The following is an 18976-nucleotide window of genomic DNA, read 5'->3' on the forward strand; positions in this document are numbered from 1 at the left end:
TATGCAGATTGATGTAGAAAGATCCAAAAAAGTAAAGAGCATATTAGTTACTTTACCAAAACCAGACAACGACAAATCACCCTACTTCACACTAGCTGAGAAATATAATCTACGATTAGATTTCCGAGGATTTATCCATGTCGAAGGCGTTTCCGCCAAAGATGTAAGAAAAGAAAAGATCAATTTCGCTGATTATTCTGCTGTGATTTTTACGAGCAAGAATGCAGTGGATCATTTCTTTCGGGTATGTGAAGAAATGCGCTTTGAAGTGTCGCCAGAGCTGAAGTATTTTTGTATTTCGGAAACTATTGCCCTCTATCTGCAAAAGTACATCCAGTACCGCAAGCGTAAGATTTTCTTCGGAAAGCAAACTGCCAAAGATCTGGAGGATGTCTTGAAGAAACACAACAAGGAGAAATTCCTGTTCCCATGTTCGGATGTTGCTAACGAGGAAACCCAACGCTGGTTGCAGGAAAATGGGTATGACTTTACGCCAGCAGTCCTTTTCCGCACCGTCATTTCCGATATCAAGGACCTGAAGGATGTCTTCTACGATATCATCGTGTTCTTTAGCCCAACCAGTGTGCAGTCACTCTACGAAAACTTTCCTGATTTCGTGCAGAACAAGACCCGTATCGCTGCTTTTGGGGCAACAACACAACAGGCGTTGTTAGATCATGACCTGATCCTGGATATCCCTGCACCGACGCCAAATGCGCCAAGTATGACGATGGCCATCGAGCAGTATATCAAACAAGTAAATAAATAGTATACAAAATATTGGAATAGCGGTCAATCTTTTAGGTTGACCGCTATTTTCGTTTAGCATGGGGCCATCTATTAAAATCTCTCAATTACCGAATTAATCCTTCCATATCCTCTTCATTACCGTATTTACGTGCCACTAAAGGCCTATTTTGGGATCCCCTTTCGGTACAGGCTGCATAAATTTGACTTTTATCATTTTTTAATAAAATATTTCTCCTTAATTTGCTCTCATATCAGCGTAAAAAAGGGTTCTCGATATCTTAGGTATATTTATTGTAGAAATATTTTTTTTATGTTTGTAATAATTCTAAATAAGGAATCTTGTGAAATTAAAACCTGTAAATAGTATCTCTGGAATAGCTCCCAAGGACTTTATTAGAGATTATCTAAATAAAAGTCAGCCGGTTATCATCAAGGATTTTATCAGTAAAGATAGTCCCTGTTGGACCAAATGGAGCTATGACTATTTCAAGGAAATAGCGGGTAACGAACAAATCGATGTGTATGGTAGGGAGGAGGAATCACAGAACCACGCTGCAAGTCCTCCAGTGGGACGGATGAGCTTTGGCGAATACCTGGACTTGATCCGCAAGGAGCCTACAGAATTGCGCCTGTTCCTGTTCAACCTCATGAAGTTGCGCCCGGAATTGAAGAAGGATGTCATCTTTAACGATGTGACGGGTGGCAAGGTGTTGCAATGGTTGCCTTACATGTTCTTTGGTGGCGAAGGCTCAGCGACAAGAAACCACTTCGATATTGATATGTCGCATGTCTTTATCTCGCAGTTCCAGGGAGCGAAAAGGATCTGGTTGTTCCCGAATAACCAATCCGACCTGATGTATAAACTGCCGTACAATTTCCACAGCATTGCAAACTTGAAGAAGAGCAGTGTGGAGGAATATCCTGGTCTGGAATTTTTGGATGGCTATGAGGCTGTCATCAATCCTGGCGAGACACTCTATATGCCAGCAGGGTGGTGGCACTACATTCAATATGAAACGGAAGGGTATTCCATTTCCGTTCGGGCTTTGGCCAATTCGCTGAGCGAAAAAATAAAGGGTGCCCGTAATCTATTCGTAACGCGCCACTTTGATGATACCATGCGGAAGATCTTTAAGGACAAATGGTTCGACTATAAGATTGAAACGGCTAGGAAACGCGCAAACAAAGCCATTAAGAAGCAAAAACGCTAAGCGATTTTGTTGAGCGCATAACAAACCCGATGGAATCACCTTCCGTCGGGTTTTGTGTTTAGTCCATTCGGGTTTCAACTGCTCAGCTACCTGCTTGTAGACATTTAGGGAGTTTCGAAACCATATTTTTTATAGATGGCCTTGGCATCTTCCGATTGCATAAAGTCCACAAAATCTTTGGCCGCTTGCCTACGCGGTGCATTTTTCATTTCGGCAATCTTATAGGTCGCTCGGATATTGTCCCTTTCAGGGATTTCGACCATCTCCACGGGGTTGTCCAATAACTGTTGGTACACGACTTCGGAATACCACACCGGGGCAGCTTCTGCCTGTTGGTACAGGATGCGCATAGGACTTTCTCGGTGATGGATCTTGGTTAGGTAGGTTGTTCCGGAGGCCACCTTTTCTTTCATGATCGCGTTTTCCAACTTTTCTCCGCCGAGACGATTATACACGGAGACAATCTGTCTGCCAATTCCTTCCCATGCAGGATTGGGCATAGCTACCTTGAGGCTTGGTTCCGCCAGATCCTTGATCGATTTTATTTCCTTGGGATTCCCCTTCGGAACCATGATCGCCAATTTATTGAAAGCATAGGTTTCCACACGGGAGAAATGTGCCGACATGCTATCGATGCGATTCTTTCCCGCCGCATACACATCGGGTTTATGATCGATCCGCATATTGCCTATGGTGATCGATCCTCCTTCGATCTGCTTGGCCAAGATCCCCGGAGGTAGGGTTTCCACAAAGATGCGTTGGTAGTTCGGGTATTTCTTCTTAAAGGCTGCCAATAGGTCATCCATGACCATAAATTGGTTGCCCGCGAAGAATACCACCAACTGCGGGTCTACGATATCTCCATACAGGTCCGGTACATTGTCGATACCGGGAACCGTAAAGTTCACTGCCGATTCTGGTGGGCTATTCCAAGGTGGGTCGTAACGGTGCTCCTGCGCATGTGTGTTGTTCATGATCATACATAAAAGAATGAGAGTGATGCTTCGTGCTAAGTTCATAGTTGCTCTTTTTAAGGTTTTACAATGACCCATCCTTCGCTTGCGCGGATAACAAGTTCACCATTGCCACTCGGCACAAAACCTATGAAATCGTACAGTTGATCTTTTTTGAGGTTTCTCTCCTGAAGTGAGTTTGTGCATTGGGCTACAATAACCCCTTTATCAATCAGTTTCTTCAGATCTTCGGCATATGGGGAATCTTTTAACATCACTTCCGTTCCTCCGGAAAAAGTTATGAGTTCAAGATGCAGTTTTCCCTGCAGGCGGGGATCATTGAGGATATTGTTGATGTTTCGGAAGGCCTTTTTGACAATATCCGGATTGTTGCTATCCAACTGATAGATGGCATTGTACGCTGCCTTGTTGGCTTCAGCACCTTTAAATGCTGCGTTTGTTGTTAATTTTCCTTCCAGACCTTTGTTTTCCTGTGCATGTGCAGCAGCTGAAAATAAAAGGATGGATGCTAAGATGATATTCTTCATGTGTTAAAAATTAAAAGGTCCGTATTTATGTTGTTCTGCGGGAATAGTATCCGCAAAGGGTGGATAGGCACTATCCTTTGGTTTTTTGCTGAGGTCTGGGTAGTCCAATTCCTTCCCTGCTTTTTGGGGCCGTTCGAAGGAGTTGATATATGCGGCCACATCATACGCTTCTTCATCAGACAATAGTGGATTTTCCGCGGTTGCTCCCAGCGGCATATTGCCTTTGATGAATTTCGCTGCGGTCAACATCCTTGCCATTCCTGCGCCATCGTTGTAGGAGTCCTCACCCCACAATGGAGGATACAGATAACCTTGGCTTTTGTTTCCCGCAACATGCAGCATTCCCTGTCCTGACTCTTGATGGCAACTGATGCACTGTTTCTTGAAAACGGCTTCACCATGTACGAGATCTGCTTTGCGTTCTGGAACGGCAATCTCGACAAAGCCCTGTCCGGCTATGCGGCCCCCGACCTGTACATCCCTACTCAGGTGTTTCATGTAACTGACGATGGCCATCATCTCCTTACTGTCCAAAGGCAATTTGCGACCGTTTAAGCTCCGTTCGAAACATCCATTGATTCTGGTCTCCAGGCTGGCCACTTTGCCCTCGCGCCCACTGTAAACAGGGAAGAGCGCGGTAAGGCCAATATAAGGTGCTGCGTAGGGTTTGGTACCTCCGTTGAGGTGGCAACTCCCACAGGCTAGGTTGTTCCCGGCATAGACTTCGCCAAACGTGTTGCCCGGTCCCAGGTACTTGGCGGTTTCCCGGATCAACTTTTCTCCATAGGCCGCCTGCTTTCCTTCCTCAGTGTCCGGATAGGGTGCCGCTTGGAAATCCTCCGGTATGGCCTGCACCTTTTTTGTTCCTCCGTCATCTGCCGCTGCGGGACGGAGCCAAGAAAGACCGAAGGTCTGTGCCACAATGATTAGGACAATGACAACAAATAATAGCGCAATTATCCGCGTTTGAACGGCCAGCTTCTGCATGGTGGCCAACAGCGTTTTCGATGGGTTTAGATCGTTCTGCATGAAACAAACATAAGTCTGTTCACGGTATTGCTAAAACGGTAAAATGTTATGGTCTATAACCTTAGGTTATGCTACTTTCTAAGTGATTGATTCAGAAAGCGTATGAACTGTTGCGGAAGGCCGGAAAGTTCGCCATGGAGATGCACCAAGTTTAATTCGCGATGGATTTGAAAACCCTCCACCTCCATCTGCTGCAAGATGCCATCTTCAATTTCCTGCTTGACCGCATATTGGGAAAGGATGCCGATACTGTTTGAATACCGAATGTATTGCTTGATGGATTCGGAGCTAGACATCTGTACCCTGTTCACGAGATCCTGTGCATGAATGCCAAATTCTTTTAATCGGTGGAAGACAATATCATTCGTGCCGGATCCTGGCTCCCGAAAAATAAACTCCTGCTCCCGTAGCTCATCCAGGCAGATTCGGCTTTTCTTGAAAAGCGGATGTTCTTTCCGGGCCACCCAAATCAATTGATCATCCCATACCTTGCTGTATTTTAAGGACTGTTCTTCGGCCATCCCCTCTACGAAACCCAAGCCGATTTTACGCTCGAACAGCCAACGATCCACCTGTGCCGTGTTGCCGGTAAATAACTTGATGTTGACCAGCGGATTGCGCTCCGAGAATTGCGCAATGAGCTTGGGAAGGATGTATTGGGCGATCGTGGTACTGGCGCCGATGATCAGGTTACCGCGGATCTGATTGTTGAGCAATCCCAATTTATAATCAACCAACTCATATTCCTGAATAATGACTTTCACGGCGTCCATCAGTGTTCGCCCGGCTTCGGTCAGGATCAAACGGCTACCGTTCCGCAGGAATAACGCTTGCCCAATCGTCGCTTCCAATTCTTGGATGTGCTTGGAAACGGCAGGTTGGCTGATGTTGAGCTCGCGGGATGCCTTCGTAAAACTGAGGTCGCGCGCCGCCTGATAAAAAACCTTGACTCTGAAATTGACTTCTAACATACCTGTTGATTACACTTGATCCTTTACGCCTCTTCTGATGCTTTTTCTTCCGTACTGTACCTGTAGAATAGGGTATAGGGATCCGAAGGATAAACAACCGCATCCGGATTGTGTTTGAAGGGTACTTCAGGGTTGAACAGCTCCTCCAATTGTTCCCGTAAAAATCCAACGAATACCTGCTTCTGATCTTCCAGAAAGAAGTCATCAAAGGTCATGCTGCCTGATTTATTCCTAAAGAGTGTACCGTCCTCACGCATCCTTCTGGCTACATAAAGATGTGGTTCCAGCCCTTTCAGACCTGATTTTTGTTCATAAACATAAGCATAGAACAAAGTTTGCAGTAACGCTTTGTTGTCCGTGTTGGCCGCAAAGACCTTATCCAAGTTGGTGAACAGCACCTGATCAGATCCCGTTTTATAATCCACAATACGCAATTTGCGGACCCCGTTCCGATCGATTACTTCATCCACACGGTCGATGATCCCGTACAGTTTGATGGTTTCCTGTTTACCCTGGATTTCAATTGGAAAATCAAGGAAGTAATCCTCGTCGTTTTCGAGCTCGACGATACGGATGGATTCGTATTGATCCATATCGTATTGCAGGTACATTTTAATGTATTCCGTGGCAATCTTATGCATGATGCGCTGAAGACTGTTCAGTTCATCCAAGGTTTTAAAATCCGTAAGGTAGATAATTCCGATTTCCTGAAGAACTTGTTGGTCGACACGTTCAAGAGCGGCTTTCAACTCTTGCGTAGGGGTGAAATCTTTCACGTCCAAGAGCGGTGTCAGCAACTTTTCCATGCATTCATGGATGACCGTACCGAGCTTGTTCATCTCAAATTCCTGGGAAATGGAAGGCGGTTCTTTGATATCGGCCACATATTTCAGGAAGAACTGTAAGGGAGATTGCAGGTATGTTGTAAAGGCGGAAGCAGAGAGCGCTTTCCGTCTGACGATATAGGTCTGGTACAACTGTTCCCATATTTCATCCTTTTTCGGAATGATGAGCTCCTCCGGTTGTGTCGGGAATAGCAGCGGTTGCTGTTGGGTATGCTTTATGAACTGCAGTGGGGTTTCAAATTCCATCTGTTTGATAAAGCGACTTTCTTCGCCCGTACTGCTTTCATCCACAATGCCATTGTAAAAAACATGGATGTCATGGCTAAATTGGAAATGACGGTAGAAAAGGTATGCCGACAGGGCATCTTGATTTTCCAGCACGGGTAGGCCATAAGCTTTCCTCAGGTTGTTCGGAAGGAAGGTTGCCCCACTGGAGGTTTTCGGCAGAATCCCCTCATTTGCACCGAGGATATACACATGGTCAAAATTCAAACAGCGACTCTCCAGCAAACCCATAATCTGCAGCCCTTTCAATTGATCACCTTCAATGGCGGAATTGATCGACGCAATCGCTTTCCGGATCAATCCGATCTGAAAGCTTATGCTCAGAGGACCCAAATGTGCAAAGCCCAAGTGCAGTTGATTGAGCACCTTCTTGGTCTCAATAAGGAGATTGGACTCAATCTGCCTGATCCGGCCATTGCTGGCAATGGTCATCAGTAGCTCGTCGATCAGATGCACCATGGTTGGAATGAGTTCCGATGGATGGTTCAAAGGCTTAAAGAATTTCGGAAGGGCAGAAGAACTGACATCGATTTCGGCTACCTGGATTTCAAATAGCTGCTTTTCGGCAGATTCCCGTTGGATGCTTTGTTTCTGTTGTGGACTCACTTTGCTGAGTGGATGAGAAATAAAGGTCTCCAGTAATTGATACGGAATCTTTTCCTTTTTCTGATGGGAAATCAACTGCTGGGTTTCCATCCATAGGTCGAACAATCCAAAGATTGGCGACTGGATCAAGGGGTAACCGGTGGTGATATTGATATCCATCTGGGGCAGGCTCTGCAACAGGGGCACCAATAGACTTTCATCGGCGAGCAAGACCGCTGCGGATTCCTGTCCGTATTGTTCCTCGGTCAATTGTTTCTCGAGGACATCGTGTAGCAATTTTGCCTCGCTATTTTTGCCCAAGCTTTGGTACAGGTGTACTTCGGTATTTCGGTTTCCGATAATGTTCGGTACATCGCCCAACGCGTTGATCAAGCCTGTCTGTTCTAGATTGCGCCGGATAAATAAGCCGGCCTCTTGCATTTTATCATCCAGATAATGCGCGTCGGCATCAAAATAGAACAATGCTAATCCCTCATCCTGCCACTGTTTGAAGAGTTTGGCCTCCGCGCGGTTGAGCGCATTGAATCCTACGAACAAGATCTGTTTGAAGTCCTTATGGAATTGCTGATGCTGTGCCTTTCCTTCCGCAAGCTCCCGATAAATGGTGGGATGGTTGGTCTGTTTTTCGGATTTCAGTTTCTCCTTGAGTTCCTTGTAGAGCACAGGCAGTTTCTTCCACAGGCTGAGAAAACGCTGTTGCACTGCCGTATGGCCCTTCATGCTAAACGATTGCCAAAACTGACGGATAAATTCCTGCTGTTCCGGTGTGAAATGTTGAAACGCAAGATCGATTGCCGTGGTGTCGTGCAGCTCCATGTAAATCTGATCCACAGGAACAAGGTCATAATCCAACTGGCCAAAATCACTGAGAATTTTTTCAGCAATGGGATAGAATTCTTCCAACAATTCTGGTTCGCGACCCTCCTTGATCAGGAGTGCATTGTGCAATTCGAAAAGGTAAAAGAACTGTGTAAGGGCCGAAGCCTGCACGTCCTCCGTGGATCGGGAAAGGAATTCCTGAATGGTAAAGAATTGGGGAGACCAAATCGCCTGTCCGAAGACATCCACCAAGTGCTTCTTCAGGTAGGTGATCGGTCGTTTATTATTGAAAACAATGGCGATATCGGAGATGTCCTTCCCGAACCGCTGTTGAATGTCCTCTGCTACTAATCTTAAAAATGGTTTTTCCATGTTTGACAATCACTATTTCACTTCTACTAAATCCTTGGTCTTTGCATAATACAAATAACCTTTAATTTTTTCATAGCCCACGTTCTTCAGTGCATCCATATATTGGGCGACTTGTGTTTTATGGCTGATGTAATCACCTTGGGTGAACTTGAAATCCAAAACGATGGTTTCATCGGCATTGGTGAAGACCTTATCGGGGCGTTGCGTGCCGCCATCGACGGTGATAATGCTGGATTCATTCCAGATTTTATAGTTGCCGGATAGCCACGTATTGATGATAGGGTGGTGCCATATTTCGTGAATTTCTTCCACGAGTTTAGGGCGGTCCTCCACCGCCAAGATGCCTTCCTGTATATATTGGTCGACCAGCACATCAATCTCTGATTCGCTGTTCACCAAGGAAATGATCTCATGGGCCAATACCCCATATTGCGCTGCTTTTTCCATCAATAGGATATTGTTGATGCTACGGCCCGTTGATTTATCCAAGGCCGATTCCAGTGCGAGCGATTGCGGATAGTCCGATAGGTGGATTAGGTTTTCCGATTCTTCGTTCTTTGCTTTTGGCTCCAGGACTTCCTGTATATCCAGTTGATTATTCTGTACGGTAAAATCGGAATCGCTCTGTTGCAACACCTGCAGTAGGATATCGGAAATCAATTCGTTCTTGATTTCAGCGCCCAGGATCTCTCCTGTTTTTTTATCCACGTTTTCCTTGAATTGTGGAGCCGTGATGTAGAGGTGCTGTTTTGCCCTGGTCATGGCAACATAGCACGTATTCAGTGCATCCATGTAGTTGAAGAGCATCTCTTCATAATACTGTTTATAGAATATGGAATTGCCCAGGATCTGGGTGTATTTCACGGGGATTTTTCCCAAGTCGGCAAATGGCGTTTCCAATACATCGATCCAGAAATCTCCATTGGTCATGCCATCCAACTGCCAGGAGCAGAAGGGGAGCATGACCACGTCGTAGGCCAGGCCTTTAGATTTGTGAACCGTGGTCACCTCTATAGCATTGATGTCGCCATTGCTCGGTAGTACTGCGCGCTCGCCATCCTCATCCCAGTATTCAAGGAACTGGATCAATCCACGTTCGCCCATACTGGAGAATGCTGTACACATATCTTTGAATGCCAAAAGATAGGGCAGGTGGATGCTACCCTTGTTGCCCAAGCCATACATCGCAATTAGTTTTTCGATCAGGTGAACCAAAGGCAGCTTTTGGAGCTGGGACCATTCCGAAAGCAGTTCCTGCGGTAGTATTTCATGCAGTTCATCGAGGCGATTCGCTTTAAAATTCAGCCAATACCGGTAAGGAAATCCTGAACGTCCCGATGCGAGTTGGTACAGGTATGCCATATTCGCATGGTGGATCACATGTTTATCGGATTGGAAAACCAAAGCTCTTAGCGTTTCGACTAATAGGTTTACGGCGTGATTGGATGCCAGTGATAAAGCATCTCCCGAAATCACTTCAAAATCCAAACCCTCGGCATTTTTAAAGGCCATCAGGGACTGAATGATCATCTTTGCCTGGGCATTGCTGCGCACCAGTATACCGATCTGCCCCGGTGTATACCTGCCTGTGCGCATCCATTCGCCGATATGTTGGCAAAGTGACTCCACCGACTGTTCCACCACTTGATTGCTTCTGAATCGACCATCGGCAACCGGGAAATACTCGATTTCGATAGATCCCTTGGGTTCCCCAGGAGCAAGTTTCGACTCGGGAATCAACTGTTGACTATTTGCATAGGCCTTGATCAGCATGTTGGCATTTCCGCTCTCGGTCCACCAGGCCATACCTTCTTCACCCAAGCTTTCAGAGACCTTTTCGTTCAGCACCCGTTGCAGATGGGTAGGCATTTTTTCGAACAGGTAATTGTTGAAGTTGATGATATTCGGCAAGCTGCGGTAGTTTGTGTCGAGGGAACCCGATTCTATAAACTCCGGCAATTGCTCGGTTGGCAGGTGGAAGGTGCCCCCGACCTGCTGTTCGATTTGATGGAGCAGGATTCGCCAGTCGCCATTTCGCCAACGGTAGATGCTCTGTTTGACATCGCCAACCACCAAATGCTCACTCAGTTTGCCGGTTGCATTCGCCAGGGCATTCAGCAGCAATGGGCTGTAGTTTTTCCATTGCACGCGGGAGGTATCCTGAAATTCATCGAATAGGAAATAATTGTAGCGGTTGCCGATCTTCTCCCAGATGAATGTCGGGTCGTTCTGCTCATCAAGCCCCAATTTGTTCAATAGAATTTGGGCATCCGAAATCAATTGTGCCCCATTTTCTTTCCGCCATTGGCTCAAAAGTTCACTCATCTCCTTCAATAGGCGCAGGAAATACAGGTTCCCTTGGACAGATTGATAGGCAATATAGCTGGCAAAATGGCCTTCCAATATTTTTATATGATCCAATGCCGGTTTCAGGCCTTGGATAAGATCATAACGTACTTCTTTATTGCTGTCGGTGTAAGGTTCTTCATTATCGATCAGCTCGTTGAACTTATCGAACACTTTCGATTGAATTTCACCGATCGGTAATTTATGGACATTGACTTCCATCTTGCCCGTGGAGACTACTTTATTCCTCGACTTAGCCTTCATCTCGTCCTGATCGATGTTCAGCGCACGGTATTGCGATTTGTAGGCTTCGATAGCTTCCTGCAGTGCATCCAAGAATCCTTTGGTTTTTTCGGCGATCTCTGTATTCAGCAGATTGAAGATCTGATTGCTGTCCGATGAGATGATATAACTGTCAAATTCCTGGAAATTCTCAGAGAATATCAGGCCAGCGAGCGACATTAATTGATGGCGATAGTTCCAATTTTCATTCTTGGCGATCTTCTGTTCGGCATAGGCAATGATCCAGTCTAGCAATTCCGGTTTTTCATCTAGTAGCTGGTTGAGCATGATGGTGAGGTCCCGTTTTACCTTGTTGGTATTCATCTCGATGGCATAGCCTGAATCCAGATTGAGCTCGTAGGTGAAGCTGCGGATGACCTTCTGCGAAAAACCGTCAATTGTGCTGACGGAAAAATGGCTATAATCATGGAGGATCCTCCGGTAGATGCGGTGCGCTTTCTCTTGCATGCTGTGGGCATCCCATTGTGGATTTTGCGCCAACAGTTGCTGTCTATATTGTTGGATGGATGGCGTTGTTGATCCCACCGCCAAGCCCTGCAGTACGGAAAGTATCCGCTCCTTCATTTCGGCGGTCGCTTTATTGGTAAAGGTTACGGCGAGAATCTCGCGGTAACTACTTTCCTTATGCAGCAACAGGGTGAGGAAATGTATGGTCAAACTGAAGGTCTTTCCCGATCCTGCGGAGGCCTTAACGATCTTTAAAGGAGCTTTCCTTGACATAAAAATTGAACGGTTTTGAAAGATTTGAATATCGTGATTATTGGGGTAATCCTCAAATTAAATCGGATAAATCATGGAATTGCAGCTGCAGGGCAATCGTGATTAAGAAGAGTTGTTGACTACCAGGGGTTTGGCATTTTGCCTATTGCAATTAAGGCTTGCGATAATAGATTTTTGTTTTTATCTTTGCGTCCCCTCTTGCATGTAGCTCGGGGGATATGTTGAATACATAAATAATCATTAAAACATGGCAACTAAAATCAGATTGCAGAGACATGGTAAAAAAGGAAAACCTTTTTACCACGTAGTAGTAGCAGATGCACGTGCTCCACGTGATGGTAAGTTCATTGAGCGTTTAGGTTCTTACAACCCAAACACTAACCCAGCAACAATCATTTTGGATTTCGAAAAATCTTTGGACTGGGTGAACAAAGGTGCACAACCTACTGACACAGTTCGCGCTATCCTTTCTTACAAAGGTGTTCTTTACAAGAAACACTTGCAAGGTGGTGTGAAAAAAGGTGCTTTCGATGAAGCTAAAGCTGAAGAACTATTCACAAAATGGTCTGAAGGTAAAGACGCACAAATCGAAGGTAAAAAATCAGGCTTAGCAGAGACTAAAGGTGAAGCTAAAAAAGCTGCTTTAGCTGCTGAGGCGAAGAAAAAAGAAGACAGAGCTGCTGCTATCGCTGCTAAAAACGCTCCAGTTGCTGAAGAAACAGCTGCTGAAGAAGCAGAAGAAGCTGCTGATACTGCAGAAAACACTGAAGAAACTGAAGGTTAATTCTTTCATACAGTATTCGAAAAGGCCGATTCAAAAGAATCGGCTTTTTTTGTGCATGAAATCGGGGTATAGCTGTTGCAGTTCGTAAATTTTCCCGCCAACCCGAAAGAAATCCTTATTTTTACAGATCAAATACACAACATGACAATAGATCAGTGCTTTTATATTGGTTATATCAGTAAGACCCGTGGGCTGAAAGGCGAGGTACAGTTATTCTTCGAATTCGAGGATTATATGGACCTGGACCTGGATTTAATTTTTCTGGAGGTGAACAAGAAATTGGTTCCTTATTTTGTGGATGCCATTAAGCTGCAGCAAAATAGTACGGCATACGCAACATTTGAAGATATCGACCACATCGATAAGGCGCAGGCTATTGTCCGCAAGAAAATGTATTTGCCGAACGATAAAATGCCGGAGCGGGATCCCGAGGACTTTACCTACAAAGATTTGGTCGGCTTCCTGGCAATCGAGGAGAGTGAGGGCGAGTTGGGTGAAATTACCCATGTGCAGGAAATGCCCCAACAATTTATCGCTACGGTAGATATTGATGGCAAAGACGCCATGTTCCCCCTGAACGAAGATTTTATAGTAGGAATTGACCCGGAAGAGCAGGTAATCGTGTTACGATTGCCAGAAGGCTTGATCGATATGTACTTAGAAGATTAGGAGGTTTAGACCTCCTTTTTTTATGCCCATGGCGACGGGTGCTTAAAATCGATCTACTTTTTTCGGTTAACATTTTGAGATTACAGGTCTATTAGCGATATTAGCCGTCGCTTATAGAGAAAGGCAGAGGGACTAGACCCGCTGAAGCCTTAGCAACCTGACACCAGTCAAGGTGCTACATTCTACCCTTAACGAGGAAAGATAAGCTGAAGAACCGGTCACCGCTGTGTTTTCTCTAAGCCTTAATATATTCTTATGAAAATTGTAGATCACATCAAGAACGCAAAAGGGAAGACGCTGTATTCTTTTGAATTGTTGCCACCAGCGAAGGGACAAGGTATCCAAAGTATATTCCAGACAATGGATGAACTGATGGAATTCAAGCCCCCATTCATTGATGTTACGTACCATAGAGAGGATTACCTGTATAAGCAGCACTCGAACGGCCTGTTGGAGCGTGTTTCCTATAGAAAGCGCCCAGGAACGGTAGCGATCTGTGCGGCGATTATGAGTAAATACAAGGTGGATGCGGTGCCACACCTGATCTGCGGAGGCTTCACCAAGGAAGAAACGGAAAATGCACTCATTGACCTGAATTTCTTGGGTATCGACAATGTCTTGGTATTGCGTGGCGATGCACGCAAGGGCGACGCCGATTTTATCCCTACCGTCGGCGGGCATGCGTATGCAACGGATTTGCTACAGCAGGTCGTGGATATGAACCGCGGACAATACCTGCATGAGGATATCGTCACCTCCGAGAAAACCAACTTCTGTATCGGTGTGGCCGGTTACCCTGAAAAGCATTTCGAATCCCCGAACTTCAATACCGATTTCAAATGGTTGAAGAAAAAAGTGGAAATGGGAGCCGAATTTATCGTAACCCAGATGTTCTTTAACGTGGAAAAATACAAGGAATTCGTAACGAAATGCCGTGAAAATGATATCCATGTACCTATTATCCCGGGATTAAAACCATTGACGACCAAAAAGCAATTGATTACCCTACCACGGATCTTCCATCTGGATATTCCAGAGGATTTGAGTGATGCCGTGGAATCCTGCAAAACCAATGCAGATGTTCGCCAAGTAGGTGAGGAGTGGTTGGTACAGCAGTGTAAGGAATTGATCGAATTTGGTGCACCGGTATTGCATTTCTATACCATGAGTAACCCTGGACCGACACGGAAAATCGTCGAAAAATTGGTGTAACGGAAATTGAAGAAATACCTGTATAATACCAAAGCCCTGCTGATGTCAGTAGGGATTTTGTATGTTTAGAATTTGTACCGAAAGCCCAATGTCGTATAGCCTACTAGATTTTTATACGACTGGAAGTATTCCATTCCTTGTTGGTTATCTACCAAACCCAAGGGATCGGCAGATTTCAATCCTAAATTTTGCAAAAAGTTGTCTGCCTCCAACAAGAGTTCAAGCTTATCGGATAAGCTATAGCGCGTTGAAAGGTTCATATCCAAAAAGGAATTGCTTTGCTGCCTATCTTTGATGAAACTGTACTTAAGGAATGTTTTTATCACTAATTTCTTATGGTTATAGCGTGGACCGAACAAAAGACTGTAATTTTCCTGTTTTGAGGTTTCAGAATCATTGTAATTGATGCTTGTAATCTCAGTGGATATCTTCAACATCCCATTTATCCGATTTTCTGAAAAAGAATTGACACAAGCTTGGATGATATGATTGTCTTGCACAATGGGCACCTCTTCATTTGCTAGGAATTGAAAATAGGAGTCTCGGGTTATGCGGTAGGAAACATCAACCTTAAGTGGGTAGCTATTCTTAAGCATGTTATGACTGTAATAGACATCGCCACCATATCGTTTAAGACCCTTCACGCGTTGGTAGGTCCAGAATCTATTGTTTTCTTTATTCAGGGTTTGGATGATCGTGTTCGAACTGGAATTACCAAAGACTGCCAGTTGGAAAGATTCACCTTTGAATGGCAGGTCGTACACATAGGCAATTCTACCAGCGATACGATCGAAATTTTCAAAAAACAGGTCACTTTGACCGAATAGGACGTGGTCATAACGGTCTACATTATAGGGTAGTGCTGCTGTAATCGGCGCAAAAAGTGCTGACTTATCCAGTGAAATTCTGATTTTATTCTTCTTATAGTTATCTAGGAAAATGTCGGCATTTAGATTTCCTGCGAAATAATTTACCTTTTTCGTCTGTTCCGCGAGGTAACGGTGGAGTCGGTTATAATTAAGATTTGCCTCTACGTTGACGAATTTAGTTTTAATATGCACCTCAACCTCAGGACTTAACCTGTTGCTCTTGAATTGCAGGAGATAACGGTCAACTTTGTCGAGTGTCCTGAAATAGGCAAGGCCCACACTTCCACTCATTCCTTTGGCAAAATTGTAATGTAGGCTGGAATTAATGGTATGCTCCTTGTTTTTCAATTTTATGTCATTCTCAGGATGAAGAATTGGAGAATCCGCTATACCATTACTGTTTTGCAACACCCAAAGATCACCACTGTTTTCCGTTTTCAGACTGTAACTAGTGGACCAAGCAATCTTGTTGCTAATTTTGGAATCCAGATTGATTTTATGGGCGTATATGGTGCTGCCTTGAGTAGCACGTTCTTCTACAAAAAAAGACCGCTGCTCTTGGTGATATGTAGCATTAAAACGGTCATCCCGAATAAGCTTGTCGCTATAATTGGACGAACTAAGTTCCAAAATGGATGTTTTGAATAGCTTATGCTTAAAATTAAGCATGTAACTGAACATGCTGGCCTTCAAGCTATCCGTATTGAGCCTATCGTAGAGCGAGTTGCCCAAATAGCGTGTATTGGTTTCTGAAAATTTTAACGAGGAAAGTACATTGTAATTAATGACTGCCTGAAAGGTATATTGATCAGTCGTCCGTTTTACAGTTGTCGAATTCAGAAAACTTAATTCCCGATTTAGGGTTAGATCTTTCGCATAAAACGTACTCCGGTTCGCATCGCGAAAATAGCGGGAGCCCAAATTGTAGGATTGGAGACCTCCGGAATAATCTTCGCTGCTCCAATCTTTATCATACATATTATTCAAATTATTTAAGGAAAATACAGCAAGCCCTTCGCTGAAATAGAAGAGGAATGGTTTAATCTTAAACTTATGCTTATAACCGCCCATTAATTCTATATTCCCTTTTATGATATTGGAAAAGTCTTCTTTCAAGGTAAGATTTATGACCTTGTCTGTTTTTCCTTCTTCAAGGTTTACCTGGAAAGGGTCTCGGTAATCATTGATGACACTCAACCCATCCAGCATTGCGTTTTCAATATTATCCAATGCAATCTTGTTCTGGAATTCAAACGCTTCCTTACCATTTACGAGGATTTTATTGATTTCCTGGCCAGCATGGGTTATTTTGTAGTTTTCATCGACTCGAAATCCTGGGATTCGATTTAAAATTTCTTTGAGGTTATCACTACCAGCCAAGTTTAAAGCGTTTAGGTTAAACTTGATGGTATCGTTGCGAAGTGAAGCAAACCCTTTGTTCATATCGGCTACTACTTCTTCAATCGCTATGGCACTTTCGGAAAGTACTACGTATTCTTGGATATCCACTTTTGTCGTAATTTTCGCGCTGTAGGGCTTGTAAGACATGGATCTTACCTTCAGCAAAAATGGAAATGTCGTTTCCTTCAGCATGACTTTGCCGGCTTGATCGGAGGTGGTATGTGCAAAAGTCACCTCATCCGCCAAATCGTGGATACTGACAATCGCACCTTGAATAGGTTTCCGCTGCGAATCGACAACAGTGAACTGCACTTGCGCAAAACTCATAACAGGAAAAAGAACCAACCAGGTGATTCGGTAAAAATATGCTAGGAATTGCCGCACTTAGTTTATGATATTTTCCTGACTCATGGTTTTCAACAAGGGTTTTACCTCCTTATAATATTCTTGCAAAGAAATACCTTGTTTTGCTGGAAAAGCTGCCATAGATTTCACCACCTTCGCTGGAATCGCCTGTTTTTTGATTTCCTTAACTTGGATGCTGTAATAATCATTCTCCAGGAGGACCACCAACCCCGGAAGCCCATTTCCGATATACGGACCAAAGGGAAGGGGATAGTCTTCCGAAAACCAGGCAATCGTGTGAAATGGATCATCCTTCAAAATTGCCTTTTTACAGGTGAAGTTACCTATGGTAAGGGTTTCTTTTGTAATGAGCCAGTTTAAATTTTTTGGAGTATCCTTAATATTAAATTTCTTGCCGCGAAAGAGGTCTTCAAAATAGAACTGGCTATCGGCCTTATAATAGCTGGTTAACTGTTTAAATGGTGGGGGACCATCGAGCCCATATTCCCTGTCTTCTATAAATATTGATTCCCTTTTTCTAGAATCGATATATAAGGAGTACATAACCTCAAATCCGCTGATGATTTCTGTGAAAGCTTTTAGCATGTCTGGGTCAGAAGCTTCGTTTTGAAGACGGCTCGTCATTGACGCAGATAGCAGTTTACCTGAATAGGTAATTATATATTGATCTTGGGATTTAGCAATACCCGAACTACAAAGTATAGTTAACAGGATAATATATTTGAATAAGTTCATAAGTTTAGGATAAGGGGTTACAATTGGACTTTGAAAGAACTAAATGCTCCCGAAGTATATTTTGTTCCAAATAGCAGGTTATATTCTCCATTGGTGCTGAAATAGGACCAAATTGGAAAGGAGAATTTGGAAAAATCTAAGTCCGGTAATTTAACGTGAAAACTGTTGCGGTATTTTCCATCTAAAATAGCATACGTGTCAAATACAATCTCTTTATTTTTAGAGCTTACAAAATTAGTTCTGATAATTAATTGGTCGTTTTTTACCATTAAATCCTTATAAAGCCCATCGAATTGGGGATTGTAACCTTTGTTGGATTTGTGTTTAAAAGAAAAGGAATCAATTGTTGGTATCTCTTGTATGAAGTTCCCTTGGTTGTCAAAATGGAAAATGCTGGACTTATTGTTAAACAGAAAGAAGATCTGTTCCCCGAAACTATAAAATTTACCACCATATACACCTGGATCGCCATTAGGAGAAAAGGGCAAATCTATACTTTTTAATCGCTTTTTGATATGCCCACCTGCGTCTAAAATGAAGAATCCAAGTGTGTCCGACGCCACTCCACAGGCAAGTATTTCTTGCATGTTGCCCAGCTCAGCGACATTCGTTACGACAAGTTCAGAAAGACTAATAATATTTGTCTTTTTCGATTGGAGTGAATAGGTCGCGAAATCTTTTCCTTTGTTGGCAGAATTGTAGAAGTATAATTTTTCAGCTGATTGTCCAATCAAAAGGCCGAACGGATAAGATTTGTCCACTTTGTGCTCAATGGGATGAATATCTTGTCCCTGCCATGAATAGAAAACAAATTTGTTCTCCTTCAGAAAGAAACGATTGTTTTCTCCCGAATTGTATTGAAAGACAAGATCACCAATTTTAGCATCACTGAGAGAGGCGAGATAGGGCTCATTTGCAAAGTAATTCTTGAAGTTATCGCTCGATTTTATTGGCTCAGCTAACAAAGGTTCACTTGTAAAGTTTCTTTTTTCCTGCAAGAAATTGTTTCCATTCCCATGGCAACTGAAGCAAATTATATGTAAGAGTATAATAGGTAGAATTGGTATGCTTATTTTCATGATTTAAATTTTCTACGCTGTGTAGCTGGTTCCTGTGTAATAATCGGTTAATTTAATATGTTGGCTTATAGTTTATGGCAAGCTTGTTATTAAAAACTGAGTG

Annotated in this window: 14 protein-coding genes and 1 riboswitch; of the genes, 5 read left to right on the plus strand and 9 right to left on the minus strand. The window is 43.8% G+C overall.

Features of this window, described 5'->3' with window-relative positions:
• Nucleotide 1 precedes the first annotated feature (1 nt).
• Together G6N79_RS05230 and G6N79_RS05235 are read left to right on the plus strand one after the other, a co-directional pair.
• On the plus strand, nucleotides 2-769 hold the full coding sequence (locus tag G6N79_RS05230; protein WP_103905419.1) for a uroporphyrinogen-III synthase: 768 nt from the start codon (nucleotides 2-4) through the stop codon (nucleotides 767-769).
• Nucleotides 770-1091: 322 nt separating this feature from the next.
• Nucleotides 1092-1961, plus strand: coding sequence for a cupin-like domain-containing protein (locus G6N79_RS05235; RefSeq protein ID WP_103905418.1), 870 nt, complete (start codon nucleotides 1092-1094; stop codon nucleotides 1959-1961).
• A 104-nt stretch (nucleotides 1962-2065) separates the two neighbouring features.
• On the opposite strand, the gene G6N79_RS05240 is transcribed toward G6N79_RS05235, so the two are convergent.
• From G6N79_RS05240 to G6N79_RS05265, 6 genes are all read right to left on the minus strand, one after another.
• Nucleotides 2066-2980: a molybdate ABC transporter substrate-binding protein gene (locus G6N79_RS05240; protein ID WP_234993159.1), complete on the minus strand. Its 915-nt coding sequence runs from the start codon at nucleotides 2978-2980 to the stop codon at nucleotides 2066-2068.
• 11 nt (nucleotides 2981-2991) lie between these two features.
• The gene (locus tag G6N79_RS05245; protein WP_103905416.1) at nucleotides 2992-3462 is read right to left on the minus strand and encodes a DsrE family protein; all 471 of its coding nucleotides are present in this window, start codon (nucleotides 3460-3462) and stop codon (nucleotides 2992-2994) included.
• Between the two features lie 3 nt (nucleotides 3463-3465).
• A complete protein-coding gene (locus G6N79_RS05250; RefSeq protein WP_234993158.1) occupies nucleotides 3466-4491 on the minus strand; it encodes a c-type cytochrome in 1026 nt (341 codons plus the stop codon).
• Between the two features lie 71 nt (nucleotides 4492-4562).
• Nucleotides 4563-5462, minus strand: a complete 900-nt coding sequence (locus G6N79_RS05255; protein WP_103905415.1) for a LysR substrate-binding domain-containing protein — start codon at nucleotides 5460-5462, stop codon at nucleotides 4563-4565.
• A 23-nt stretch (nucleotides 5463-5485) separates the two neighbouring features.
• Nucleotides 5486-8389: a PD-(D/E)XK nuclease family protein gene (locus G6N79_RS05260; protein WP_103905414.1), complete on the minus strand. Its 2904-nt coding sequence runs from the start codon at nucleotides 8387-8389 to the stop codon at nucleotides 5486-5488.
• 12 nt (nucleotides 8390-8401) lie between these two features.
• Nucleotides 8402-11758: a UvrD-helicase domain-containing protein gene (locus G6N79_RS05265; RefSeq protein WP_103905413.1), complete on the minus strand. Its 3357-nt coding sequence runs from the start codon at nucleotides 11756-11758 to the stop codon at nucleotides 8402-8404.
• A 247-nt stretch (nucleotides 11759-12005) separates the two neighbouring features.
• On the opposite strand from G6N79_RS05265, the gene G6N79_RS05270 reads away from it, so the two are divergent.
• From G6N79_RS05270 to G6N79_RS05280, 3 genes are all read left to right on the plus strand, one after another.
• The gene (locus G6N79_RS05270) at nucleotides 12006-12542 is read left to right on the plus strand and encodes a 30S ribosomal protein S16 (RefSeq protein ID WP_103905412.1); all 537 of its coding nucleotides are present in this window, start codon (nucleotides 12006-12008) and stop codon (nucleotides 12540-12542) included.
• Nucleotides 12543-12683: 141 nt separating this feature from the next.
• Entirely contained in the window at nucleotides 12684-13211 is a 528-nt protein-coding gene (gene rimM, locus G6N79_RS05275) for a ribosome maturation factor RimM (RefSeq protein ID WP_103905647.1), read from the plus strand.
• 108 nt (nucleotides 13212-13319) lie between these two features.
• A riboswitch (SAM riboswitch) is annotated at nucleotides 13320-13419 on the plus strand.
• A 47-nt stretch (nucleotides 13420-13466) separates the two neighbouring features.
• Complete coding sequence (locus tag G6N79_RS05280; protein ID WP_103905411.1) at nucleotides 13467-14423, plus strand: methylenetetrahydrofolate reductase; 957 nt, start codon at nucleotides 13467-13469, stop codon at nucleotides 14421-14423.
• Between the two features lie 65 nt (nucleotides 14424-14488).
• Here G6N79_RS05280 and G6N79_RS05285 read toward each other — a convergent pair whose 3' ends face one another.
• Genes G6N79_RS05285 through G6N79_RS05295 form a run of 3 tightly spaced genes read right to left on the minus strand, consistent with a single transcriptional unit; the run spans nucleotide 14489 to nucleotide 18873 of the window.
• Nucleotides 14489-17020, minus strand: coding sequence for a peptidase associated/transthyretin-like domain-containing protein (locus G6N79_RS05285; RefSeq protein ID WP_103905410.1), 2532 nt, complete (start codon nucleotides 17018-17020; stop codon nucleotides 14489-14491).
• A gap of 57 nt (nucleotides 17021-17077) precedes the next feature.
• A complete protein-coding gene (locus tag G6N79_RS05290; protein ID WP_103905409.1) occupies nucleotides 17078-17794 on the minus strand; it encodes a GLPGLI family protein in 717 nt (238 codons plus the stop codon).
• Between the two features lie 17 nt (nucleotides 17795-17811).
• Nucleotides 17812-18873, minus strand: a complete 1062-nt coding sequence (locus tag G6N79_RS05295) for a hypothetical protein (protein WP_146060578.1) — start codon at nucleotides 18871-18873, stop codon at nucleotides 17812-17814.
• Nucleotides 18874-18976 lie beyond the last annotated feature (103 nt).

The organism is Sphingobacterium lactis (assembly GCF_011046555.1).
Lineage (GTDB): Bacteria > Bacteroidota > Bacteroidia > Sphingobacteriales > Sphingobacteriaceae > Sphingobacterium > Sphingobacterium lactis.